This window comes from Pseudomonas sp. CFII64 (assembly GCF_000416235.1).
In the GTDB taxonomy this organism is placed as follows: Bacteria; Pseudomonadota; Gammaproteobacteria; order Pseudomonadales; family Pseudomonadaceae; genus Aquipseudomonas.
Window position 1 is genome coordinate 84,857 of sequence record NZ_ATLO01000053.1, and the last position, 24,272, is coordinate 109,128.

Below are 24,272 nucleotides of genomic sequence, written 5' to 3' on the forward strand. Positions count from 1 at the left end.
TGACGCCTTGAAAAAGGCGTCAGGCCTCTAGTAGCAAGGCCTGTAGAGCCTTTTGGTCAGGATCTGAATAAATAAAGGCGCATTGCCACCTTTCGTCGTTAATGAATTGAACGCCTACACCTTTCTTTGTATTTTCCGATTTTTTGTCGCTGACCAATCTTTTGATATTCGTTGGAGTTGTGCATGAGCATTGCGAACACTGCGCCGGTATTTGCCGCGATTACCAAGTCCAACCAGGTTTCGGTTTTCAGTTACCCAAACTTGAACGGTTCGGATGCGAGTCCAGGTAATAGCACGGAGAATGCCAACCTGGCGAGTATCGTTCAGTCGGTCATCAATCGTGGCGGCGACTACCGGCTTGATACGTCGATCAAGAATTTCACGGATACAGACCTGCGCGCCAAGCTGGACGCCAGTGGCTTCTTTTTCATGACGGATATGGAGCACGGCAGCCCAACCGACACGGCTTTTTTGCCGGTGGCTGCCCAGACCACGATCCGCGATTGGGTCAGCGCTGGCGGCGTCATCATGATGACTGCCACAGGAGGGAGCGCCGACACGGTCTTCCTCAATACGATTTTTGGTTGGGACCTGACCACCACCAGCGGGTCGACCTGGGCGCTCAACACGGCGAATGCGGCCGGTACACCCTTTGCCGGTGGCCCCGCAACGCTGTCCAACCTGAGCGCCACTGATGCGATTGGCAAGGGCACGGTTGCCAACTTCAAGGCAATTTACGGCACGGACAGCAATGCGACGGTAGCGGCTATCTCCTACGGCAAGGGCACGGTCATTTTTCTGGGGTTTGATTACTATGACGCCGGTATTGCCGGGACGGGCTTCCAGGCATCAGCCCCGCAGTATCTGGCTGATGTGACTACCGGCTCGGCAAGTACCGATGTCTGGGTTACGCAGATGATCCCGCGGGCGATGGAGTATTCCGCTGCGCTGGCGTCAAACTACATCCTCAACCAGACCGGTGCCGGGCTAGAGCGCACCAACACCCTGGTGTTGTCGGATGCCGACAGCGATGTTGTGACGGTTGCCGTGTCGGCTGTGGCCGTGGTGCAGAAAGACAGCGCGGGGGCGGTGATTGCCGCCAATGATCAGTTGCCCAATAACGCGACGTTGTTGGCGATGATGGGCGTTTCCCCGGACCCGGTGCTGGATGGCGCGCATGTCACTGGCAATCTGACCTGGGCGTTCAACTCCGGTAGCGAGGCGTTCAAGTATTTGCGGGCCGGCGAAAAACTGTTGCTCTCGTATACGCTGACCGCCACCGATGCCAATGGCAATGTCGGCACCACGGTGCTGGAGCTGACGATTAATGGCAGCAACGATGTGCCGGTGATTGCCGGGGTCCCGACACTTGCGCAGGACGTCGTCGTCGGCAGCGCGACTGCATTGGCGGACTTCACGGTGCAAGACGCCGATTCCAGCACATTGACCGTGCTGTTGACGCCTACCAACGGCAGTGTCGCCGGCCTCGACGGCTGGACACAGACGGGGGCGAACTGGAGTAAAACCGGGACGGCGGCCGAGCTGAACACTGCATTAGCGGCGGCTACGCTCAAGGCCACTGCGAAAGGTAGCGCCAGCCTGCAGATTCAGGTGACCGACGATAACAATACGACGGCCACGACGCTGTACAACCTCACTGCCAAGGACGCTCCAGTGGTTGTCGTTGCGCCAATGATCGATGGTGTCAGCGTCACCACTTCGTCGCTGGTGCTGCCCGGCGGTGTGACCGGGCAAACGCTGTCGATCCCGCTGGTGACAACTTCGCGCACCGAGGAAGCGGGCCGCGCCGATGCTGCGGATATCCCATTGGTGCAAAGCAATGGCAGCACGATCCTGCAAGTTCAAGTGCCGGTCGGCTACGGCCTCAGTGCCACCGGCACCGCCAGCATTGGCGTAACGCCGGGCGGTATTACGCTGAAATCCGCGATTGATGCGGTGACCAGCAATGTCGCCGATAACACTCAGTTGAATGCCAATGGTCAGGCTGCTTTGAATGCCATGGCCAGTACCAGCAATGTGGTGATTCAGACGATCACCCCGGTTGCCGCCAGTTCAGCCCCCGCCAAACCTTTGGTGATCGAGGGCACCGCGAGTGCCACTCAGCACACTGCATTGGTCATCGATGCCTCCAAACTACCTGCGGGCAGCGCGCTCACGCTTAACGGCGTGGACTTTGCGGCAATCGTGGGTGCCGTCTCGGTCACCGGCAATACAGCGGGCCAGATTCTGAGTGGCGATGCGGCCAGCCAGAATTTCACGGTAACGGCGGCAGGCAGCCAGGTTTTTGCCGGCGGCGGCAGCGACACGCTCAGTTTTGCTGCGTCGAGCACCGGCACCACGGCCAAGACCACCCAACTGCATGGCGGCAAAGGCGTGGATACCGGGGCATTTTCGGACGCAAAATCGGCCTATAACATCGAGCAGCATGCGGGCTACACGCTAGTTACGCGCATTGATGACCCGGCCAATCAGGTCAAACTGGTCAACGTTGAAACCCTGAGTTTTGCCGACAGCTCGGTTGCCGTCGCTTCTTCCACCACGCAGTTGGCCGTGGCCAGCCTGTATCAGAACATTCTGGGGCGCCAGGCGGATGTGGCAGGTTTCGAGTTCTGGAATACCGTCACCGGAACCAGTGCGAACAGCCTCGGCGCTACTGCCTTGGCCATGGCTCAGTCAGTCGAAAATGCGAGTAACGGGTTTGCCATGAATGGCAATTCCGCCCATGACGTCGCGGTGCTGTACAAAGCGCTTCTGGGCCGTGACTCGGACGCAGCGGGCCTCGCGTTCTGGACTCAGCAAAAGGATAACGGTGCGTCGCTTGCCAGCCTTGCGCAAGCGTTTGTAGTGTCTACAGAGTTGGTCGGGCAGTACAAAGCAGCGACCGATTGGGACTTTGCTGGCTGATACGCGGCGATCAGGCCTGCTTTTGGGCAGGTCTGATCATTGCTGACCACTGCAAAGCCGGCAAATTCGCGACCGCGTCACAGTGGGACGGATTTATCCGGAAAGGCGATGGTTTGGGCAGCACAACCCTGTGGGAGCCGAGCTTGCTCGCGAAAGCGGCGTGCCAGACGCGAAAAATCCATCGGATGTACCGGCTTTTTCGCGGGCAAGCCTCGCTCCAACGGGATGGCGATCAATGCACTGTGGTGCGCACCGGCTGGCTTTCGCCTGGCGCGCTGTCGATGATCCAGTCCGGCCAGATATCCAGCGCCCATTCACCCTGGCGGCATTGGTCGTGGAGGACGGCCAGCCATTGCCGCAGCGGTTGCTGGGCCATGAGCAGCGTGGCTTTCTGTTCGCCGACCTTGAACGTCAGGGCGATGATTTCCGGGGTGCGGGCCACATCAATCGCGTCGATCAGCAAGGTGCTGTCCTGCTGCGCAGCCTGCACGGGCAGTTGTTCGGGCAACTGGGCGATGGCGGCTTGTTGGGCGAAGCTCTGGAGCGCATCGGCGTGGTAATCCGGCAGCGGTGCAGCGGCAGTCACGCCGCCTGTGGCAGCCGGTTGCAACCAGCTCAACAGATGCGGCACCAAACGCTTGACCAGACGCTGGGTCAACCAGAACACCACAGTCCCGCCCGACGCCAGCTCGCCCGTCAGTTGCAGGCGGTCCTGGAGGTCATGCATTTCGGTGGTCACACGCTTGAGGTCCATCGGCGCCGGCGTAGCAGATTCGGTACTCACTCATACACTCCAGATTCAGTGCGCAGCCTGAACAAAAAGGCCAACGTCCCTGTTAGATGGCCGCTGGTGCAGCAGTTATCAAGGCTGGGCGTTCAGAAAGGCACGCAGCCCATGACACTTCCATTGTGGGAGATCCGATGCTTATTGGTTGATCGGGAGATGGCCTTTGCGAGCAAGCTTGCTCCCACAACATTAACGCCAGGCAGGCAGATGCACTGTTTTCGGCGCATGATGGCCCTTCAAAACATAAGGAGAAGGACCCTCCATGACGACGCTGACTTTCCATCGCCCGCAAGACAGTTATGACTTGGCAGACTGGGGAGGGTATCGCTCGATACTGACTTCGTCGCACTTTCAGATAACGGACGGCTTTCATGCCACGGATGTCTACGGCTTCTTTGCCGACAACTCCACCGGCGTCACCAGCGGCCTGGTGACCGGATTTGTCTGGTCGCAAAGCGGCGCGCCGGTGGTCAGTATTTCCGGGCTGAACCTCAATTTTTTAAAGGCACTCAATTCCACTCCAGCCGGTATCTTGGCGGAGGTTTTGAAAGGCAACGACACGATCATTGGCTCCTATGACAATGACGTTTTCTATGGCTATACCGGCAACGACACGTTTGTCGGCGGTTTGGGCGTGGACACAGCGGCTTACGATGGCGGGCGCAGCCAGGTGACGGTTAGCGCCAGTGGCAGCGGTTATAAGGTCAGCACGTTTGGCAAGGTGGACACCTTGAGCGGTATCGAGCGTATTGCCCTGGGTGACGGGTCGGTGCTGGCGCTGGACGTGAAGCCCGGTGAAAACGCCGGCTCCGCTTATCGTATCTACCAGGCGGCATTTGATCGCAAACCCGACCTGTCGGGCCTCAAGTACTGGATCAAGCAAATGGATGCAGGTGCCAGCCTGACCCAGGTCGCACAAGGCGTGGTCAATAGCACCGAGTTCAAGGCGCTGAACCCGACCAATGATTCCACGGCGCTGATCAACAACTTTTACCTGCACGTCTTGCACCGTGCGCCCGATGCCGCCGGTTTACAGTACTGGAGCACGGCCGCCGCCAATGGCCTGCGGCCTCATGAAATACTGGCGGCTTTTTCCGAAAGCACCGAGAACGTCAACGGCACGGCTGGCGCTTTGAAAGACGGGATCTGGATGTAGGTCGGCCTGTTCGCGACCGCGTTATTGTGTAGAACTGGCTTTAGCCGGGAGCACGCTCTCCCGGCTAAAGCCAGTCCTACGAATCGCGCCTTAAACCCTCAGCCTTTACTCACCTGATCACGCCAGTCGATGAGTAAGTCATTGAGTGTGTCTTGCAGGGCGAAGGCCGGTTGCCAGCCGGTGGTCTGGCGGATGGCGTCGCTGTTGCCGCTGGCGCTGGGGATGTCGGAAGGGCGCATGCGCTCGGGATCTTCTACGACTTCGATGGTCTTGCCGGTCAGTTCCAGCAGGGTATCGAGCATGGTCTGGATTTTGCGCGGCTGGCCGCTGCAGATGTTGAAGCAGCGCGGATAGGTCGCGGGTTTATCGGCCAGTTCCAGCAATTTGATGTAGGCGCCGCACACGTCGCGTACATCGAGAAAGTCGCGTTCAGCCTGCAAGTTGCCGACTTTGAGCTGCGGCGCTTGCTGACCGGCTTCGATCAAGGCGATCTGGCGCGCGAACGAGGCTGTCACGAAGTCCGCTGACTGGCCTGGGCCGATGTGGTTGAAAGGTCGCACGATGACCCCCGGCATGCCTTGGCGGAAATACTCCTGAAAGGCGGCCTCGGCGGCCAGTTTGCTGGCGGCGTAAGGGTTCATTGGCTGGCACAGGGTGTTTTCGGTCAGCGGGATGCCTTGCTTGAAGCTGGCGCCGTAGACTTCCGAAGAGCTGACAAACAGCACAAAGGCTTTCGGGGCGTGACGCTGCAAGGCTTGCAGCAGGTTGACGCTGCCCATGACGTTGGTTTGCCAGGTCAGCAGCGGCTCTTTGAAACTGGTCGGCACATGGGTGATGGCCGCCAGATGCACCACATGTGTGGGCGCGGCTTCGGCAATGGCGAGTTCCAGGCCTTGGGCGTCACGGATGTCGCACTGCAGGGTCTGGTTGGCATGCTTGGGTAGTGGAGAAGTCGCCCCGACCAACGCAATGACGTGATGCCCGGCCTCTTGCAGGATCTTGCACAAAATCTGCCCAACGAAACCGTTGGCGCCTGTGATGAGAATGCGTTGCATGGTCGCAGCTTCCTTAAGTGCATGGGCGCAAGCGGGCGAGTTTAACAGGCGCCGCCGTTGCAGCCGAATGCTGATACGGCCGCATCGTGGCCGTGTGATCGGTCAGACCGCGAGGCTCAACCTTATGTACAAAAAATAGCGTTCGAATCATCCGTAACTATATTTTCATTTGACAGTTGACGGCCCTGTTGCCGGGAATCATTGTGGCATTTCAATATCATCCACGATGTTTCATCGAGCCCCCTATGAAAAGAATTCTTGCCGCTGCTGGCCTCTCGCTTTTTGCAGCGCATGCTGTCGCTGCGACAATCAACATCGAAAACAAATCGTCGTGGGAAATCCATGAAATTTATTTCGCACCCTCGAGCCAGGATGATTGGGGCGACGATCACTTGGGTAAGAAAGTGCTCAAGCCAGGGATGACGTTGACGTTGACCGGTGTAACCGCTGGCAAGTGGGATGTACGTCTGGTCGATGAAGACGAAGACGAGTGCATTGTAAAAAATCAGCAAATCAGCGCATCGGAAAAATTCTCGATCGATGATGACGACTTGCTCGGTTGCCAGGCAGCAACCGAAGAGTAAGCCGCTGGAGCGCGCAGTTCAGACGGCGCGCTCCATGAACGTGTCTAGACCAACCAGACGCCATTGTTCAGGTCGGCAGCCGTGTTGTTGATGTTCTCCTTACTTTCGGAAAACGAGACCAGCACCTGGGCGGACGTCGTGCCGTGGTTCATGGCATCGCTCCAGAACGCCAGCCCGGGCGCATCAGCCGGACGATGCAGAACGTGTTGGTAGTAGCTGTTGACCAGCGACGTCGGGTCAGTGCCTGGATTAAGCGTCTGGAATTCCTTGCTGGACACGAAACCCTGAGCCACCTGGGTCGCGCTCGCGCCCGAATCCAGCGCTCCTGTCCAGAATTTCAAGCCTGCCGCATCCGGCTTGCGATCAAACGCTGCCTGATACAGGCGATAGGCAGAACCGGTGTTCTCACCGGCCTTCACGTCCAGTGCCAGCACCGAACCGTCGCCCATGCCCACACGCTCGACGTTGGTCAGTGTGTCGACTTTGCCGTTGGCTTTGACGGTGAAGCTTGAGCCGTTATTGACCACGCTGACGTTGCTTTTAGTGCCTGCGTAGAAAACGGTATCCACGCCACTGCCGCCATCGATTGTGTCGTTGCCGCCGGCACTTTTTATCAGGTCGTTGCCCGAAGATCCGATGACCGTATCGTTGCCTTTGAGCACTTCATTGAGTGCGCCATTGAAGTCGAAATTATCGATATAGCGCTCGACGGTCATTGCGTCGACGTTTAAACCGGTAATCGCGTAATAAAGGCCGTTCTGATAGGCGATGGTGGACGTTAGCGTGCCACCGCTCAGCCAGTCGGCACTGAACTGGAAGTTACCCAGGTAATCCTGGGTTTTAACGCCGTCGGTGACCCGTATCTGGGCAGAGTTGACGATAGTGAACTCGCCATCCCATGCCTGAAGCGTGTTCATGTTGATGGGTTGATAGAGTTTCAAGGTGGCCATTTATTCTTCCCTAAATATAGAGCTGCATCGCAAGGCACAGGCCTTGCGATGCAGCTCAGCGCAAGCGGATCAGACCAGCCAGACGCCATTGTTCAGGTCGGCGGCCGTGTTGTTGATGTTTTCCTGGCTTTCGGAAAACGAGACCAGCAACTGGGCGGACGTCGTGCCGTGGTTCATGGCATCACTCCAGAACGCCAGCCCGGCCGCATCAGCGGGACGATGCAGAACGTGCTGGTAGTAGCTGTTGACCAGCGACGTCGGGTCAGTGCCTGGATTAAGCGTCTGGAATTCCTTGCTGGACACGAAACCCTGAGCCACCTGGGTCGCGCTCGCGCCCGAATCCAGCGCTCCTGTCCAGAATTTCAAGCCTGCCGCATCCGGCTTGCGATCAAACGCTGCCTGATACAGGCGATAGGCAGAACCGGTGTTCTCACCGGCCTTCACGTCCAGGGCGCCTGAATCCAGCGCTCCGGTCCAGAATTTCAAACCTGCCGCATCCGGCTTGCGATCAAATGCCGCCTGATACAGGCGATACGCGGAACCGGTGTTCTCACCGGCCTTCACGTCCAGTGCCAGCACCGAACCGTCGCCCATGCCCACACGCTCGACGTTGGTCAGTGTGTCGACTTTGCCGTTGGCTTTGACGGTGAAGCTTGAGCCGTTATTGACCACGCTGACGTTGCTTTTAGTGCCTGCGTAGAAAACGGTATCCACGCCACTGCCGCCATCGATTGTGTCGTTGCCGCCGGCACTTTTTATCAGGTCGTTGCCCGAAGATCCGATGACCGTATCGTTGCCTTTGAGCACTTCATTGAGTGCGCCATTGAAGTCGAAATTATCGATATAGCGCTCGACGGTCATTGCGTCGACGTTTAAACCGGTAATCGCGTAATAAAGGCCGTTCTGATAGGCGATGGTGGACGTTAGCGTGCCACCGCTCAGCCAGTCGGCACTGAACTGGAAGTTACCCAGGTAATCCTGGGTTTTAACGCCGTCGGTGACCCGTATCTGGGCAGAGTTGACGATAGTGAACTCGCCATCCCATGCCTGAAGCGTGTTCATGTTGATGGGTTGATAGAGTTTCAAGGTGGCCATTTATTCTTCCCTAAATATAGAGCTGCATCGCAAGGCACAGGCCTTGCGATGCAGCTCAGCGCAAGCGGATCAGACCAGCCAGACGCCATTGTTCAGGTCGGCGGCCGTGTTGTTGATGTTTTCCTGGCTTTCGGAAAACGAGACCAGCAACTGGGCGGACGTCGTGCCGTGGTTCATGGCATCACTCCAGAACGCCAGCCCGGCCGCATCAGCGGGACGATGCAGAACGTGCTGGTAGTAGCTGTTGACCAGCGACGTCGGGTCAGTGCCTGGATTAAGCGTCTGGAATTCCTTGCTGGACACGAAACCCTGAGCCACCTGGGTCGCGCTGGCGCCTGAATCCAGCGCTCCGGTCCAGAATTTCAAACCTGCCGCATCCGGCTTGCGATCAAATGCCGCCTGATACAGGCGATACGCGGAACCGGTGTTCTCACCGGCCTTCACGTCCAGTGCCAGCACCGAACCGTCGCCCATGCCCACACGTTCTACGTTGGTCAGTGTGTCGACCTTGCCATTGGCTTTGACGGTGAAGCTTGAGCCGTTATTGACCACGCTGACGTTGCTTTTGGTGCCTGCGTAAAAAACCGTATCCACGCCGCCGCGACCATCAATGTTGTCGTTACCGGCGCCCGTGGCAAAACCGTCGTTGCCGTACGAGCCGATGATGGTGTCATCGCCGTCGAACAGTTTTTCGGTAATCGATATACGGCCGGCCAACATTTGTTGAACGTTGATATTGATCCCGGAAACGCTGAGCACCGGCGCGCCGGATTCGGACCAGGTCATGGCGGTCAGATTACCGGCCAGGCCGGTGGAGGTGTTCGAGACAAAGATGCCTTTGGCATCTACCGTGTGCACGCCATCGGTGAGCTGGAATTGGGTAACGCTGCTGCTTGAAACCGCGAGATTGTTCCAGGCGTTGATGTCGTAGCTGCTGGCAGGACGAGAGTAAGTAATGTTGGACATGGGAGTTTCCTTCTCCTTGATTCGAGAATGATTGAAGGCAGGCATCTGGCGATGCCGCAACCGCTCTGCGGACGTCTATAGAGGGGGAAAAATCGATTCAGTTCCGTATTTGTTAGTTGCAACCAGGTCAGGCAACTCGTCTGGGCGATTGCACTAACCCGATTTCAACTCCTGTAAGGCCGCATTGCGCAGACCTGCAGAAGAACGCTTTAGCCTTTATTGGCCAACACTTTGCGATACACCGCAAGCGTCTGCTCTGCACACGCCTGCCAGGTGTACTGTTTGGCACGCGCCAGGCCGCGCTGGATTTTTTGCTCACGTTCATCGCTGTGCTCCAGAACGCTCAGCATTGCCGCGCTGATGCTCTGGGCGCTAGAAGGGTCCACGGACCAGGCTGCGTCGCCGGTGACTTCCGGCACTGATGTGGTGTTGGAGGCGATCACCGGGCATTGCGCGGCAAACGCTTCAATCACCGGCAAACCGAAGCCTTCATACAATGAGGCGAACACCAGCGCGCCAGCGCTTTGCAGCAGGGCCAATACTTCGCTTTGCGGCAAGTAGCTGAGCCAGCGGCCTTCGCCACGTTGCTGCAGCGCTTCAAGTTGCGGCAGCAATTCTTCATTGCTCCAGCCGTCGCGGCCAACGATCACCAGCGGATGGGCCTTGCGCACGTCTTCAGGCAATTGCTGGAAAGCTTCCAGCACGCGCGGCAGATTCTTGCGTGGTTGCAGGGTGCCGACAAACAGGAAGAAACCGGGCTTGAGGCCATGCTTGTCCAGAACCGCCTCGCGCTGGGGAGCTTCGATGCGTTCGAAATAGATCGGGTCGACGCCCAGCGGGGTGACGCTGATGCGCTCAGGCTCGATGCCCAGGTGCTGGACCATGTCCTGTTTGCTGTATTCGGAGATTGTGATGATGTGATCGGCGCGGCGGATGCTGGTTGCGAACAGCCAGCTCTTGAGGCTTTTCAGATCCTGTTTGATCCACTCCGGATGCAACAAGGGGATCAGGTCCATGATCGTGGCCACGGTGGGCACGCCACGAATCAGCGGGATATGGTGATCGGTGGCGTGAAACAGGTCGAGTTCGCGGCTGATGGCTGCGCTGTTGCTCAATGGCAGCTTGAGCACGCCGCTGAGAATGGCGTGAATCCGATAGTCCTTGGCCAATACTTGTGGCGCGCCACACGGCATGGCCGGCAAGTGCTTGCCAAACGCGTAAGGCTTGAATCGAGTATCACTGCCTTGGGCCACTTCGTTGAGGCTTTGCCAGAGTGCGCGCGAATAAATGCCGATGCCGTCCAGATGTCCCGCGCGTTCACCGCCTGCCCAGACGGTACAGCTGAAGCCTATTTCCATTCTTGTCTTTCTCGATCCAAGCAATTGCGTGACAACTCAGGCGTGCTGCGTGAGAGGTAATCAGGGCGCGGAGCCTAACATGCGCGGGCGTTCCAAGCATTTTCCAAAGCGTGAGTCAGTTAAAACGCTTTGTTCTTAGGTATCTTCGGACAGATGCCCCTATCAAGAAGTTCTAATAGCAACACGCCATATTGCATCCCCCCTACAGCCCCCGGATAATGCGCCCCTCGCTGCACCCACGTGGCACAAGAATGGAGCTTCTATGTTCACCCCTGTAATCCTGGCTGGCGGTAATGGTTCGCGTCTGTGGCCTCTGTCGCGCCAAAGCTTTCCCAAGCAGTTTCTTGCCCTCGACGGTCAGGATCAGGGAACGATGTTCCAGCGCACCCTGGCTCGGCTGGATGGCCTTGAGCATTCGCCTGCGGTGGTAGTGAGCAACGAAAATCACCGCTTTATCGTCGCCGAACAGCTGCGTGTGGCGAAGATGAAAAGTCGCCGGATCATTCTTGAGCCGTTGGCCCGCAACACGGCGCCGGCCATTGCCCTGGCTGCGCTGGAAGCCACCGCCGATGGCAGCGATCCGATCCTGCTGGTGCTGGCCGCCGATCACCATATCCATGATGAAAACGCGTTCCGCGACGCTGTGCGTGTGGCGCAGTCCTACGCCGAAGCCGGTCGTCTGGTGACGTTTGGCATCACGCCGACCCACGCCGAGACCGGTTTCGGTTACATCCAGTGCGGCGAAGCCATCGAGCAGGGCGGTTTTGCCATTGCTGCGTTCAAGGAAAAACCATCGCCGGACATGGCCGAAGAGTATCTGTCTTCGGGCGTTTACTTGTGGAACAGCGGCATGTTCATGTTCCGCGCCTCGGTGTTCTTGAAAGAACTGGGCCGGCATCGCCCGGACATTTTGTCCGCCTGCCGGGTTGCCCTGAGCCAGGCTGAAAACGACAGCCACTTCATGCACATTCCGGCCGAACAATTCGCACTGTGCGCCGATGAGTCGGTGGATTACGCGGTGATGGAACACACCTCGGCCGGTCTGGTTGTGCCGCTGGATGCCGGCTGGAACGATCTGGGCAGCTGGGCGGCGATCTGGGATGTGGGTCCGCATGATGCCAACAAGAATCGTCTCGAAGGCGATGTGATGGCGATCGATACCCATAACTGCCTGGTGCAATCCCATCACCGGCTGGTGGCCACCGTTGGCCTGCAAGACCTGATCGTCATCGAAACCAAGGACGCCGTGCTGGTTGCCAACAAGCACGACAGCCAGCAGGTCAAGGACGTGGTCAAGCGTCTGCAAGCCGAAGAGCGCGCCGAGTTCGTGACCCACCCGCTGGTCAATCGCCCCTGGGGCCATTACGACACGGTCGACAAGGGCGAGCGTTATCAGGTCAAGCGCATCAGCGTTTTGCCGGGCGAATGCCTGTCATTGCAGCTGCATTACCACCGCGCCGAGCACTGGATCGTGGTGTCCGGCACGGCGCGGGTGATCTGTGGCGATGCTGAACTGATCCTTTCCGAAAATCAGTCCACGTACATCCCGCTGGGCGTGAAGCACTCGCTGTCCAACCCGGGCAAGGTGCCGTTGGAACTGATCGAAGTGCAATCCGGGGCTTACCTGGGCGAAGACGATATCGTGCGCTTCGAAGATCGTTACGGGCGTCTGGCTAAGTAAGAGCTGCACTGCTCAGATCCCGTCTGAAAACCCGCGTCTGGTACGCGGGCTTTCATGAACGGTCGCGAAGGGGGTCGTTGATGCCTCTATAAAAACCGCCAGGTGTTTACCTACCTTCACCTGCTGGGTTAAGGGCGCGTCAATGGCTAGACTGCCGTATAACCTCCATCTGCATTGATGCAAGCCCCAGTAATCAATGACGCCGCATCGCTGGCCAAAAATGACACGACGCGCGCGACCTCAACGGGCTGCCCCAAACGACCGATGGGCTGCTTTTCCAGTATCGCGGTAATGACCTGCTCGGGCAGGCGACTCAGCAGTGGCGTCTCTATATACCCCGGCGACACGCAATTGGCGCGTATACCCTGGCGGGCATAGGTCAAGGCAATGCTGCGAGTGAGATTGACGACCGCTGCTTTAGATGCTGAATAGGCATGACTGTTGGCTTGGCCGACATGAGCCAATATGGATGCCATATTGACGATCACCCCGCCTGAGCCCTGTAGCATTCGCAATGCCGCGTATTGGTTGCAAAGCGCAACGCCGGTCAAGTTGATATCGATCACCCGTTGCCAGGCGACCAGATCCAGTTCGTGAATCGGGCTTTTGGTTTCGGCGATGCCGGCGTTAGCGACCAGAATGTCCAGTCTACTAAACCGCTCAATTGCTGCGCTCATCAGTTGTTCTACGCTGTCCGGTTGGGTGACGTCGGTGCGCACGAATAAACCGGGCATGGCTAGCTCGGCAGCCACCTCTCTGGCGGCTTCGTCGATGTCTCCCAACACAACGTACGCGCCCTGCTCAGCGAATAAGTGGGCGGTTGCCGCGCCAATTCCCGACGCGGCTCCCGTGATGACCACGACCCGCCCTGCATGCACAAGGGCGCTCATAACGAAGCCATTTTGTCGGCGGCCAACTGCGGGGAAGGCGATCGTGCCGCGTGTTGGCACTGACAATAAATCGCCAAGGCAGCGATACCAGCGGGCACCAGCATGGTCATGCAGATTTCTGCCAGGGACCAGCCCAGCCCGAGCATTAGAGCTCCGGCGAACGCGCTGAGCACCGCGCCGAACCGGCCTATTCCGCTCATCCAGCTAGCGCCGGTGGCCCTGGCGTGGGTCGGGTAATAGCTGGCCGCCAATGCATTCATCCCAACACTCACGCCGTTAAGCCCAAAGCCCACGATACAGGCCACGACACACAGCAGCGCAAAGTGGCCGGTGGACTGGCCAATGGCAAAAATCGACAACCCGCAGCCGAGGAAGGCCAAGGTCAACACATTGCGCTTGCCCCAGCGATCCATCGCCCAGCCAACGAAGATCGCCCCGGCAGGGCCCCCGACTTGGAAAATCGCCGTGACGACAGCGGCATCCGCCACGCTGTACTGGCTGCTTTCCTTGACCAGAGTGGGCAGCCAGCCGCTGAACAGGTAGACCATGAACAGCGCGATGATGTATGCGACCCACAGCATCAGCGTGCCAAATAGATAATCGCGCGACAACACCACGTAAATGGCGCTCTCGGTGGGTTTGCCGACCGGGGGTAGAACGAAGGAAGTCTGGTCATTCACACAGTCCGGTGCCAGTTGGCGCATGATTGAGCGAATACGTTCGGGCGCCGCCCTTTGCGCAACCAGGAAGGTCGCCGACTCCGGTAGTTTGAAATAGAGCACCGGCGCCACCAGCAGCGGCAATACCCCGCCCATGATCAGCACGCTCTGCCACCCCAGGTTGGGGATCATCCAGGCACTGGCAAAGCCTCCCACGGCTGCGCCAAGAGAGAATCCACAGAATGCAATCGTGATCAGGAACGAGCGGCTGCGCTGTGGCGCGTACTCACTGACCAGGATGCTTGAATTGGGCATAGCAGCACCCAACCCCAGACCGGTGAGAAATCGCAAGACCACAAGCCATTGCACATCCGGCGCGAACGCCGTCGCCATGGTCAGCACGCCGAACAGCACCACGCTGCACAGCAATACAATCTTGCGTCCATATCGGTCCGCCAGCGGGCCAGCGGTCAATGCTCCCACTGCCAGGCCGATCAATGCAGCGCTAAGCACCGGCCCCAAGGCTTGGGGGCTTAACCCCCAATCAATTTTCAATTGAGGGGCGATAAACCCCATGATTGCGACATCGAAGCCGTCCAGGGCGATGATCAGAAAGCCGAGAAACACGACCCATTTCTGAAACCGTCCTACCGGCCGACTGTCGATCAACTCGCGCACATCGATTGGTTTTTGCAGCGTCATCGCGTCTACCTCGGATTATTATTGTTTTCGGGGTCGCTGGTGAGGTGGTGAATTTAGCGCGGCTCCAGGCACGCAAAGGGCACGGGGCGGATGATGCGCGTTTCCTGGGCGACCACCAGATGGCGGGTGGCCTGCAGATAGGCGTTGAAATCTGGATCGCTATCCCGGGCGAGACTGCGCTTCTCGAAGTCATCCAGACTGTCGTAGCCCCACAAGTGCACCACTTGGTTTAGAGGGCCGATGCTGCTGGTGTAGAACGCCAGCGGTTGACCCAAATGCCGCAGCAACAGGGGCATCGCCAAACGTTCGAACACCTCCAGAAATTCCGCCATGCCACGAGGCACAATGGTGTAGATCCGGTGGTCGACCACTGCTTTGGACGCGATCATGCCACCTCCTCACGCTTGCGTTTGACTGCACCCGAGGTCGTCTCCGCCAGATGGCGGCCCGTGATATAGCTGAAGGTCATGATCGGCCCAAGGGTGATGCCTGCACCGGGATAGTTGCCCCCCATGATGCTGGCGCGATCGTTGCCAACGGCATACAAGCCTTCGATCGGCTGGTCCTGATGGTCCAGTACCTGGCCCGTGAGACTGGTTTGCAGCCCGTCGAAGGTGCCGAGGTCGCCCATCAGTACTTTTACCGCGTAATACGGACCTGCACCGACGGGGGCCACGCAGGGATTCGGTCGCTGTTGGGGATCAGCCAAGTAGCGGTTGAAAGATGTAGTGCCTCGTCCGAATTGGCGATCCTCGCCCACACTTGCACCCTCGTTGTAGCTTTGCACTGTGCGCTCCAGACCTTGCGGATCGATCCCTGCCACCCGGGCCAGTTCGGCCAGGGTTTGCCCTTTGAGCAGGTAGCCATTTCGGATCAAGGCCCCAAGAGGCATCGGTGACGGCTTGGCGTAACCCAGACCATATTTGCCCAGTGTCTTGGCATCGCACACCAGCCACATGCAGGTCTGCTTGCGCTCAGCGTCGTTATCGATCATTGCGGCGCCAACGTCGTGGTAGGACTCTGATTCATTGGTGAATCGAAGGCCCTGCACATCGACCCCGATGATGCCGGGCTTGTAACGGTCCAGTAGATGGGGAAAGGCGGTGAACTGCCCGTTTCCGATAGGCACCTTGGACACAGGCATCCACGCGGCAGCAGCCTGTAACCGAATATCTACACGCCCGCCTACGGCTTCGGCCATGCGCGCACCATCGCCGGTATTGCTGTCCGGCACTGGCGAGAAATGTTCGCCACCTCGCCGCACATGAGGATAGGCCTGCTTGATACGTTCCTTGTCATGTGAGAAGCCACCACCCGCCAACACGACTGCCCGTCGCGCGTCGATGCGACACTCCCCTTGCGAAGTCATGGCGAGGACGCCTGTGACGCGTTGCTGATCCTTGATCAACTGCCGTGCAGCCGTGCCGGTCAAGATCGGTATGCCAAGATCCAGCGCCGACTTCGCCAGTCGCGCCGCCAGTGCATTTCCGCTGGTCACCTGCGTGCCACGCCGATAAAGGATCATCTCCTTGATGTGGGTCGCGAGTCGCTTCGCCACATAGACGAAAGACTTCAGCGAACGGGTGGCATTAAAGAAGTGCTTGAGGTCTGCGTTGGACGAATTGAACATCATCCCAATGAAGGTGATGGTCTTGAGTGGCGGGCGCAAGCGCGCCATGTCCGCCCCTAACTGGCGGATGTCGAAGGGGGCGGCGAGGATTGATCGTCCGATGTCCAGCCCGCCCGGTGCGTCCGGGTGATAATCGGGATATAGGGTGGGGACAAACTTGACGACGGTTTCACGCTCGAAGAATTCAAGCATTTTCGGGCCGTGTTCGAGGAAGGCATCCACGGCCTGTTCGTCATAATGCTCGCCAGCCTGGTCGCGCAGATAAGTCCGTGCGAGCGCCAGGCTGTCGACGCCGTTGCGGGCGTCGCCCAACGGGTTGTTCGGGATCCACAGCACTCCACCGGAAAACGCGGTGGTGCCACCGAAACAATCCGCTTTCTCGATGACGATCACATCCAGCCCGGCTTTTTTCGCAGTAATCGCGGTGCTCAGGCCGCCAGCCCCCGAACCGATAACAAGCACATCGCAGACACGGTTCATGGTCGGCTCCTGTCAAAGCCGGGCCGTGGCAACAACGCCATCGGCATGCTTTCAAACCCGCCATCCACCAGAAGCTCGGCGCCGTTGACATAGTCCGAACGAGTACTTGCCAAGAACAGGACGGCATTTGCGATGTCCAGCGGCTCACCAATTCGACCGCTGGCGGTCATCGCGCTGCGCTGCTGCTCGATCGCCGCATCGGCGTAGAACGCGGCGGACAATGGCGTTCGGATCAGGCCCGGGCAGATTGCATTACTGCGCACGCCGCGGTCGCCCCACTCCACCGCAAACTGTCGGGACAGCATCGCCACGCCGGCCTTGGCAGTGCTGTAGGCGCCACTCCAGGGCTGCGGCGAATGGGCGGCAATCGAAGCGATGTTGATGATGCTGCCGCTGCCCTGAGTCAGCATCAGTTCGCCAAAGGCCTGGGTGCATAACAGGTAGCCACTGAGATTGACCGACAGCACCTGATTCCATTGCTCGAGGGTAATGTCCTGCAAAGAGGCCGGACGCAGGACACTGGCGTTATTGACCAGCACATCGCAGCGTGCGTGCAGGGCTCGTACTTGCTCGCAGGCACCTCGCACGCTATCGGGATCGCTGATATCACAGGCGAACGCGGCAACTGGGATTTCGCTGAATTCGCTCAGTGTCGCAGCCAGTTCACGGCACTTTTTCAGGTCCAGATCCAGCAGTACAACTGCGGCACCCTGCATTACCAGCTCCCGTGCCACAACCGCCCCAATGCCGCCAGCGGCACCGGTGATAACACATACGGAGGAGGTCAAGCCGAGCCAGTCATTACCTGTTTTCTTGTTATTCATAAAACTCTCCAGCATGCGTCGCGTTCTTACGACGCTTCAACTGAAGTCAGGTTAGGCCGCAGCGTGCCCGGCAAGAAGGGACAAAACCGCTAAACCACTACACTTTACCGACAAAGCACTGATGCCTCACAGGAACCTGTGGCACAGTCAGGCTTCATGAATAAGAACTATCCCAATCAACATCAGGCCCATAAAAACCAAAAGATGACGGCTATTCCCAACTACGCCCTGTATGGCGAAGCCGCACAACCCGTGTGGAATGACGCCCTGCACGTCGAATCGATTTCATTGCGTTCCGGTGCCCATAACTGGGAGATTGCTGCCCATCGTCACGAAGGCTTGCTGCAGATTCTGTATCTGCAGAGCGGTGCCGGACACGTGCTGTTCGATGGCGATACCCTCCGCGCCCAATCCCCCTGTGTGATCATCGTGCCAGCGCAAATCGTCCATGGTTTCAACTGGGATGGTGCGGTTGAAGGCTTGGTGATCACAGCGGTGCAGCACCCTCTGGAAAGTATGGCGGCGATGCTCTCGCCACCATTGCTGGGCCGGTTGCTCAAGCCCAGGGTTATCGAACTGCCGCACTGGAGCGATGCCGATAACCCTTTGCTGGGCATCTATCGCAATCTTCGTGAGGAGTACCACAACCGTGCCCAGGACCACATTGCCTGCAGCATGAGCCTGCTGCTCGGCTTGATGATTCAGATCCTGCGTCATGCCACGGACGAACCTCACCCAGGCAACACCCTGCCTTCGCGCCGAAGCCAGCAGATCACGCAATTTCGCGAGCAAGTGGATATGCACTTTCGCGAGCATCGCACACTGGCCTATTACGCTGATGAGCAGGGCATCACGGTGGCGACCCTGAGCCGGTTGTGCCAAGAACAGTTGGGCATGACGCCAATGACCCTGATCAACGCACGGATCATCCTGGATGCGCGACGTGAACTGGCTCATTCAGGCCTGAGTGTGAAACAGATCGCCCATCATCTTGGGTTCGGCGACGTCGGCTATTTCAGCCGGTTCTTCCGAAAACATACCCGGTTAAGCCCCAGCGAATTTCGTGAGCAGCTGCATCAGGATTAAGAAAAGCGATCCATCAGTGGGTGACCCAAGAGCCGACAGTCTCCAACTGACGGACTGCAGACAATTCTGCGTTGAGCACCGCTCTATCGACCTGGCATTAATAGCGTGCCCTAGGCAAATTCCGGCATGAAAAAGCGGCGCTTGAGTTGCCCACGCCTGCGGGCGATCAGAAACATGCCGAGACCAGGGAGCAGATGAATCCTGAGCCTGTGCGTGCGCTCGCGCGAAAGGTTGTCGATTGCGGCGCGGTTGTTCTTCGAGCACTTGCTGGGCGATTAGCGTCGTGGCTTTTAGCCTTGCTTGAGCAGGGTTTCGACATTGCACAAAGCCATGACGGCCATCTCGGCGGAAAAGCCATAGCTGTTGACGAAGTACTGCTGACGAAGGCGCTGCCGTGCTTTGGCCTGGGCCGCCCAAAGTGTGTCATCGGCGAGCAGTGCGGGCAGATTCCAGCGCTCTTGCTCTTCGACATTGATGATCTCTTCGCGCAGCAGCACATCCGGCGAGCTTTCACCGGTCATAGCGCTCTGTTCGGCGTCGGGGACGTTCAGCAATAGCAGGTTTTTGTCCAGGTACAGGGCACCAAACGCCGTGCCGCCGTAGTCGCACACCACATAATCGGCACAGCGGAACAGGTTCAGGTTGTCATAGACCGTGACGATCACTGCCGTGAAGTCATAATCGTCGAGAATCGCCAGCACGTGGGGTTCGGCTTCAACCGACAGCGGGTGAGTCTTGACGATCACGTTGTAATCGCTGCACAGCGCGGCCATCGCGTCGGCAAAACGGCTGATCGACGACAACTCCAGCCAGCTCGGCAGCCAGAGCACGGTTTTCTTCGCCGGATCCAGGTTCAGCCCCGGCGGGCTCACACCCAGCAGCTGCGGATTGCGGAAGTATTCGTCGTAACGCGGGTAACCCATCTGGAAGGTCACGGCATCGCAGCACGCTTTCAATTGCTTGGGCTCCCAGGGCCCGAAGCAGAGGATCAGGTCGTAGTGGCTGTTCCAGGCAGCGAAGTTGTGTTTGGCCGCGCCCAAGGCGTACATGAAGCGCACCTGAATATTGCCCAGTGCCTTGATCAGCGGCTGATCGCCGTGATCGTACATGCTCACGTTGGAAACCACGATGTCGTAGCGATGCCCGGTATTGAGGATGCTCACGCTCTCGAACCAGCGGTAACCCAAGGCGTCGGCCAGGGCTCGGCTTTTGGCGCGCTCTTCATGGGTGCCGTGGATCACGATGTCGAAGCTGTCTTCGCCCAGCAACCGCCATATCGGTTGATAGTGATTGAACATCTCGGCGACATGGACCATGAAGGCGATGGGCCTGAAGTCCCTGGCAAGCAGTGCCTGTACGCTCATTTTGTTGCCCCGTTGAATGCATTCAGCGTCGTGATCAGATGAGTTGCTCGGCGTCGCTGAGGGTGTGATAGAGCGGTAGCGACAAAATCTGCTGGCTCAGCGGCATCGCGGTCTGGGCCGAGAGGGTCAGATTTTTATCCACTCCGGCACTCAAATCCAGTTATCGGCGGGCCTGGGTCTAAATGAAGGCGGATCAAGAAAATATAAAATAGTGCAAACCGCTCTGTAGGCATTGCCAATCATGGCCTTGTGCGCTGATCGTCACTATTTGCCATCGACACGAATAAGAAGTAGAGGCGGGCAGGCGATGATCATCATCGCTGGGGCGTGAAAGAGATCAGTCTCGATGAAACCTATGGCATGTCCACCCAGGCGCTTATCGCCCTGTCCCCCGAAATGCGTGCTGGAAGGCCTACGCGCTACTGATAGAGAAAAAGATCTTCAGAAGAATCTACCTCTCCCCATTCTTCTGAATACGCAAGGGCGTGTATCGGGATCTTACCCGCATCAATGACCTGCTGAAGGGTGTTGGTCATATGCACTTTGTCACACTGCGCCGGAGTTAACGCTGAGCGAAGCCGGACTATTTCTGCCCAACTGTCGGGTGTGAGGCGCAATAGCCCCATGTATTGGCCCTGAATATCGTTGACAGATGTGGGCTTGTTGCCGATTTCGGCCAACGTGTTGGCTGGTGTCAGGCGAAAGGTTTCGGCATCCAGTAATGGATTGCCGAAACGCTCTGTCCACAGCTCCAGCCAGTTCGGGTCATACGTCACCGCCAGGGCAGCCTTGCTCGCCATAAGCAACAGAACCGCTGCCGGGCTGTAGAAAATATCGGAATAGCTGACGATGCATGGTTGCGCCTGTAGCCAACTGTCGGCACACGCCAATGACGACACCATATTAGTGTCTGCCCAGCGGGCGTTATGGAATTCAACCAGCCCTTGGTCTGCCAGCAACTCGCGCTTGTAGCCCGTGACGATGGCGATCTCGGAAATACCTGCACCGCGCAGCGCCGCAAGTTGCCACTCCAGCAGCGTCTTGCCGCGTAACTCGACCAGGCATTTTGGACGTTCGTCAGTAAGGCTTTTCATGCGGCTGCCACGGCCGGCAGCCAGAATAATGGCTTTCACAACAGTTTTACCTCATGAAATATCGAACAACTGCTTCAATCGATGAACGTCGTGTGCGGCAAAAGCCTCTTCGCGTTCGGGATGCCACATCCAGCCTTCCCAGGGCAGGCTGAGGTGTCGGATGGCTTCTATTTCGCCATCTTCACTACGCGCCAGAACCGCAAATTCTTCTGGGCAAGCGGCCAGAGAAAAACCGTGATAGCTGTTCACGTCGGCAATTATTTGCCCGGACACTTTATGCCGCGTCCGGACATGACCTGTAACCGGTTTTAGCTCGCCGCCTGCGCACTGCGCGATCATCTGCATGCCCCGACAAATACCGAGTACTGGCAGACAGTGGGAGCGTGCATGGTCAAGCAAACGGGTTTCGGTCAGGTCACGTGTGCGGCACTGGCCGACGTCGTTGCCTCCCGAAAGCACAATCGCCTGCGGCGCTAGCGCGTTCAGCCACTCATGCAGGGCATCATCAGGCTGCTCGCCGTCGAGTGTTTGCAGGGCCAATACGTTGGACACCGGCACTGGTAAAAGGCCGGCGCTTAGCAGAAACGTGATCAGGCGCTGGTCGAGCGCGTCACGGCTTTCATCTCGCTCAGGAAATACGTCCACACGCTGGCTTACGGCCACAATCTTCACGACAGTATCTCCACCCAGCGCCCGGAGCAGTTCACATGCAGGCGCTGCGCCGTTGACCAGCGGCGATAGAGCACTTCACCGGCACCGATGACTGCCGGCAGACCCAGTTCGCCGGCACGAATGGCCATGTGTGAGTTGGCGCCGCCCCAGGCCGTTATCAGCCCGGCAATCGGATAGGCAAACAACCAGTCAAACCCCGGGTCCGCATTGGGAATGCAGACAATCGCCCCCGCCAACCGCTCTCGGTCATCACTGCCGGCCACGGGGGCAGTTACCTGTTTCTGGGTGATGAAGTTGGGGGCTGTTTCCGGCCATTCGAAGGACCAGACATCCTCGGGTCGGGTAATGACCGGCGGCAGCGATATCTTCAGCGTTTCTTCGTAGCGAGCCTTGCCCTGCTCAATGCTGCGCAACAGCACATCCTTGGGGTCGACTGCGGCAACGTGTAGCTCCTTGAATACACTGATGTCGCAATAGGCCAGCTCTTCGCGGCCAATGCCGTGCTGAGCGCCCACTTCGACGATTAAAGCCAGGGCATCCGAGAGATTGCGGGTGAAGTGAAACTTGGCGAGCTCGCGCAGTTCGATTCCGGCCTGCAGGAAGTCCAGCAAACCGACCGGATCAGGTTGCAGGCCGTGCTCTTCCAGTTGCTTGACGATTGCGCGCATCTGCGGAAGGGTCAGCGAAAACGGTTTTGCCGGCTCGGGGACGGCCGGGCGCTGAGTCCAGTCGAAGTAGAGTTCCGGTGCTTCATCGTATCGAGGCGACAGGATGTCGTAGGTGCCCGGCCGCAAGTGTCCGTAGCGCGCGAGAAAAGTGGTCTTGTCCAGGGTCGCCCGGTCACGTGCCAACTGGCCGCTGACGGTGGAGACGCCGGCCATGAAACCATCGTAGTCGGCCTCGGAAAACACGCCTACAGTCACCAGGGACCTGAGCATTTGCACCGCGACGAAGCCGGCACGTGCCAGGCCCGCGAAGGGCAGCGTGCCGTAGCGCTTTGCATCCTCCAGCAGCCAGTAGATCCGCTCCAGCGGGTCGGCATTGGAGGCGAGCAGTTCTTCACGTCGCGCACTCAGCATGTCGAGCTTATTGGCATCCGCGCGCCATAAGCCATCCTTGGGATGAACGATGCGATTGGTCAACTTGCGCAAACTGGTGCTGATGGCTTCTAGCTCATGCTCCAGGAAGCCGGCGCTGGCCAGACGCTCCAGTCGCTGCGACAAATCCAGTGTGTAGCACGAAAAAACAATCTCGAACTCCACCTTGTCGTGCAATGTCGGTTCGGCCAACAGCCGATCGATATAGTAATCGACCAGCCGTCCGGCCAGTCCCTCATCGAGGTCTGCCGGAATGAAAGAGTTGAATGACAGGCGTACATCAATGTACGGCAACCCGAAGAAGTGCGGCATCAACGGGAAGCTACGCAAGTTGCGGTAGCCATAATTGTGGCGCTGGTAAGCCCAGATCGAGTCAGTGACCAAATCACGGTACAGCGAGAGTGCCAGCGGTTTGGGACGGATGCCGATAATCTCGGCTGGATTCCAGTCCGGCATCACGCCATAGACAGTGCGCTGGCCCATCAGGAAGGGGTGCGGCTGCATGCCCCTGGCCACTTTGCGCTGGATACTGTCCAGGCGAGCGGCCTGTGTTGCCGGGGACTGCGCAGGCGCCGACAAAATCAACTGCCGGGCCTGTAGCAGCCACAATACGTCGTCTCCGGCCTCACGCGTGACGGCGAACTCGCAGTCCACCGGTGTGCCATCGAACAACCCCAGTAACTCTTCGAGCAGGGTAATCACGGGGGCTATATCGGGCGGTGGCGGCACTTTGCTGTTTGCTGCCTGTTGCCAGAGTCGCCCGCCCATGCCGCCAGTGACCGACGCGGTGTCACTGCCTTGCGACCAATTCACCAGCCGATAGGGCGCACAGGTATTGGGGTCGTGGGAAAAAGCAACGCCTGCGCGAACGACGTTGTTCAACATCGGTTGAATCAGGACCTCATCTGCCGGATGTGCCTCGCCATAACTGGCGATTACTTGCTCAACCGCCGATACCAACCCGGCTTCATCGACCCCTGGAACAGAGAGAAAGGCCCCCGCACACGACCCCTGCGCGCTGTCTTCGCGCAGACAACTGGAGCGCACGATCCACGGACCCGCTCCCACCTGGCCCTGGACATCGCGCAAACAGGCTTGCCCACCGAGTTGCCAGTCCTTCACGGTGAACGACAGCAGCGCCGCAATACGAGCCGACACAAGCGATTCTTGCAGGGTGACCAACGTGCCGGCTTTGGTGGAGAAATGCAGCGGCATCA

At 58.4% G+C, this 24,272-nt stretch carries 20 protein-coding genes; 5 read left to right on the top strand and 15 right to left on the bottom strand.

Annotated elements, in window-relative coordinates; genetic code table 11:
* The first annotated feature begins 183 nt into the window (after window positions 1-183).
* Window positions 184-2,925 (top strand): DUF4214 domain-containing protein, encoded by a 2,742-nt coding sequence (locus tag CFII64_RS27870; RefSeq protein WP_020294230.1) that lies wholly within the window; start codon window positions 184-186, stop codon window positions 2,923-2,925.
* 232 nt (window positions 2,926-3,157) lie between these two features.
* Here the strand turns inward: CFII64_RS27870 and CFII64_RS27875 are convergent, their stop codons facing one another.
* The gene (locus tag CFII64_RS27875) at window positions 3,158-3,709 is read right to left on the bottom strand and encodes a hypothetical protein (RefSeq protein ID WP_020294231.1); all 552 of its coding nucleotides are present in this window, start codon (window positions 3,707-3,709) and stop codon (window positions 3,158-3,160) included.
* A gap of 265 nt (window positions 3,710-3,974) precedes the next feature.
* Between CFII64_RS27875 and CFII64_RS29105 the strand changes: the two genes are divergently transcribed.
* Window positions 3,975-4,868, top strand: a complete 894-nt coding sequence (locus CFII64_RS29105) for a DUF4214 domain-containing protein (protein ID WP_020294232.1) — start codon at window positions 3,975-3,977, stop codon at window positions 4,866-4,868.
* 98 nt (window positions 4,869-4,966) lie between these two features.
* On the opposite strand, the gene CFII64_RS27885 is transcribed toward CFII64_RS29105, so the two are convergent.
* Window positions 4,967-5,923, bottom strand: coding sequence for a GDP-mannose 4,6-dehydratase (locus CFII64_RS27885; protein WP_020294233.1), 957 nt, complete (start codon window positions 5,921-5,923; stop codon window positions 4,967-4,969).
* A gap of 245 nt (window positions 5,924-6,168) precedes the next feature.
* On the opposite strand from CFII64_RS27885, the gene CFII64_RS27890 reads away from it, so the two are divergent.
* The gene (locus CFII64_RS27890) at window positions 6,169-6,507 is read left to right on the top strand and encodes a hypothetical protein (RefSeq protein ID WP_020294234.1); all 339 of its coding nucleotides are present in this window, start codon (window positions 6,169-6,171) and stop codon (window positions 6,505-6,507) included.
* 44 nt (window positions 6,508-6,551) lie between these two features.
* Here the strand turns inward: CFII64_RS27890 and CFII64_RS27895 are convergent, their stop codons facing one another.
* The 4 genes from CFII64_RS27895 to CFII64_RS27910 all read right to left on the bottom strand — a co-directional run bounded on the left by CFII64_RS27895 (window position 6,552) and on the right by CFII64_RS27910 (window position 10,876).
* A complete protein-coding gene (locus tag CFII64_RS27895) occupies window positions 6,552-7,457 on the bottom strand; it encodes a DUF4214 domain-containing protein (RefSeq protein ID WP_020294235.1) in 906 nt (301 codons plus the stop codon).
* 69 nt (window positions 7,458-7,526) lie between these two features.
* Window positions 7,527-8,552: a DUF4214 domain-containing protein gene (locus CFII64_RS27900; protein WP_020294236.1), complete on the bottom strand. Its 1,026-nt coding sequence runs from the start codon at window positions 8,550-8,552 to the stop codon at window positions 7,527-7,529.
* A gap of 69 nt (window positions 8,553-8,621) precedes the next feature.
* Entirely contained in the window at window positions 8,622-9,518 is an 897-nt protein-coding gene (locus CFII64_RS27905) for a DUF4214 domain-containing protein (protein ID WP_020294237.1), read from the bottom strand.
* 209 nt (window positions 9,519-9,727) lie between these two features.
* Complete coding sequence (locus CFII64_RS27910; protein WP_020294238.1) at window positions 9,728-10,876, bottom strand: glycosyltransferase family 1 protein; 1,149 nt, start codon at window positions 10,874-10,876, stop codon at window positions 9,728-9,730.
* Window positions 10,877-11,138: 262 nt separating this feature from the next.
* On the opposite strand from CFII64_RS27910, the gene CFII64_RS27915 reads away from it, so the two are divergent.
* On the top strand, window positions 11,139-12,557 hold the full coding sequence (locus tag CFII64_RS27915) for a mannose-1-phosphate guanylyltransferase/mannose-6-phosphate isomerase (protein WP_020294239.1): 1,419 nt from the start codon (window positions 11,139-11,141) through the stop codon (window positions 12,555-12,557).
* Window positions 12,558-12,703: 146 nt separating this feature from the next.
* Here the strand turns inward: CFII64_RS27915 and CFII64_RS27920 are convergent, their stop codons facing one another.
* From CFII64_RS27920 to CFII64_RS27940, 5 genes are read right to left on the bottom strand one after another with little or no spacing between them, the layout of a single operon-like run.
* Window positions 12,704-13,447: an SDR family NAD(P)-dependent oxidoreductase gene (locus CFII64_RS27920; RefSeq protein WP_020294240.1), complete on the bottom strand. Its 744-nt coding sequence runs from the start codon at window positions 13,445-13,447 to the stop codon at window positions 12,704-12,706.
* Window positions 13,444-14,808 carry an aromatic acid/H+ symport family MFS transporter gene (locus tag CFII64_RS27925; protein ID WP_020294241.1) on the bottom strand — a complete coding sequence of 455 codons (1,365 nt, stop codon included), beginning with the start codon at window positions 14,806-14,808 and terminating at the stop codon, window positions 13,444-13,446. The genes CFII64_RS27920 and CFII64_RS27925 overlap by 4 nt, the downstream gene beginning before the upstream one ends.
* 53 nt (window positions 14,809-14,861) lie before the next feature.
* Window positions 14,862-15,197: an NIPSNAP family protein gene (locus tag CFII64_RS27930; protein ID WP_020294242.1), complete on the bottom strand. Its 336-nt coding sequence runs from the start codon at window positions 15,195-15,197 to the stop codon at window positions 14,862-14,864.
* Window positions 15,194-16,918, bottom strand: a complete 1,725-nt coding sequence (locus CFII64_RS27935) for an FAD-dependent oxidoreductase (RefSeq protein WP_020294243.1) — start codon at window positions 16,916-16,918, stop codon at window positions 15,194-15,196. The genes CFII64_RS27930 and CFII64_RS27935 overlap by 4 nt, the downstream gene beginning before the upstream one ends.
* On the bottom strand, window positions 16,915-17,742 hold the full coding sequence (locus tag CFII64_RS27940; protein ID WP_020294244.1) for an SDR family NAD(P)-dependent oxidoreductase: 828 nt from the start codon (window positions 17,740-17,742) through the stop codon (window positions 16,915-16,917). Before CFII64_RS27940 ends, CFII64_RS27935 begins: the two co-directional genes overlap by 4 nt.
* Window positions 17,743-17,946: 204 nt before the next feature.
* Here CFII64_RS27940 and CFII64_RS27945 point away from each other — a divergent pair, with 204 nt between their 5' ends.
* The gene (locus CFII64_RS27945) at window positions 17,947-18,828 is read left to right on the top strand and encodes a helix-turn-helix domain-containing protein (RefSeq protein ID WP_044901792.1); all 882 of its coding nucleotides are present in this window, start codon (window positions 17,947-17,949) and stop codon (window positions 18,826-18,828) included.
* A gap of 290 nt (window positions 18,829-19,118) precedes the next feature.
* On the opposite strand, the gene CFII64_RS27950 is transcribed toward CFII64_RS27945, so the two are convergent.
* The 4 genes from CFII64_RS27950 to CFII64_RS27965 all read right to left on the bottom strand — a co-directional run bounded on the left by CFII64_RS27950 (window position 19,119) and on the right by CFII64_RS27965 (window position 24,270).
* Window positions 19,119-20,192, bottom strand: a complete 1,074-nt coding sequence (locus CFII64_RS27950; RefSeq protein ID WP_020294246.1) for a CDP-glycerol glycerophosphotransferase family protein — start codon at window positions 20,190-20,192, stop codon at window positions 19,119-19,121.
* 419 nt (window positions 20,193-20,611) lie between these two features.
* Entirely contained in the window at window positions 20,612-21,325 is a 714-nt protein-coding gene (locus tag CFII64_RS27955) for a phosphocholine cytidylyltransferase family protein (protein ID WP_020294248.1), read from the bottom strand.
* Between the two features lie 12 nt (window positions 21,326-21,337).
* Complete coding sequence (locus CFII64_RS27960) at window positions 21,338-21,958, bottom strand: gamma-glutamyl-gamma-aminobutyrate hydrolase (protein WP_020294249.1); 621 nt, start codon at window positions 21,956-21,958, stop codon at window positions 21,338-21,340.
* Window positions 21,955-24,270, bottom strand: a complete 2,316-nt coding sequence (locus CFII64_RS27965; protein WP_020294250.1) for a PEP-utilizing enzyme — start codon at window positions 24,268-24,270, stop codon at window positions 21,955-21,957. The genes CFII64_RS27960 and CFII64_RS27965 overlap by 4 nt, the downstream gene beginning before the upstream one ends.
* Between the last annotated feature and the right edge of the window lie 2 nt (window positions 24,271-24,272).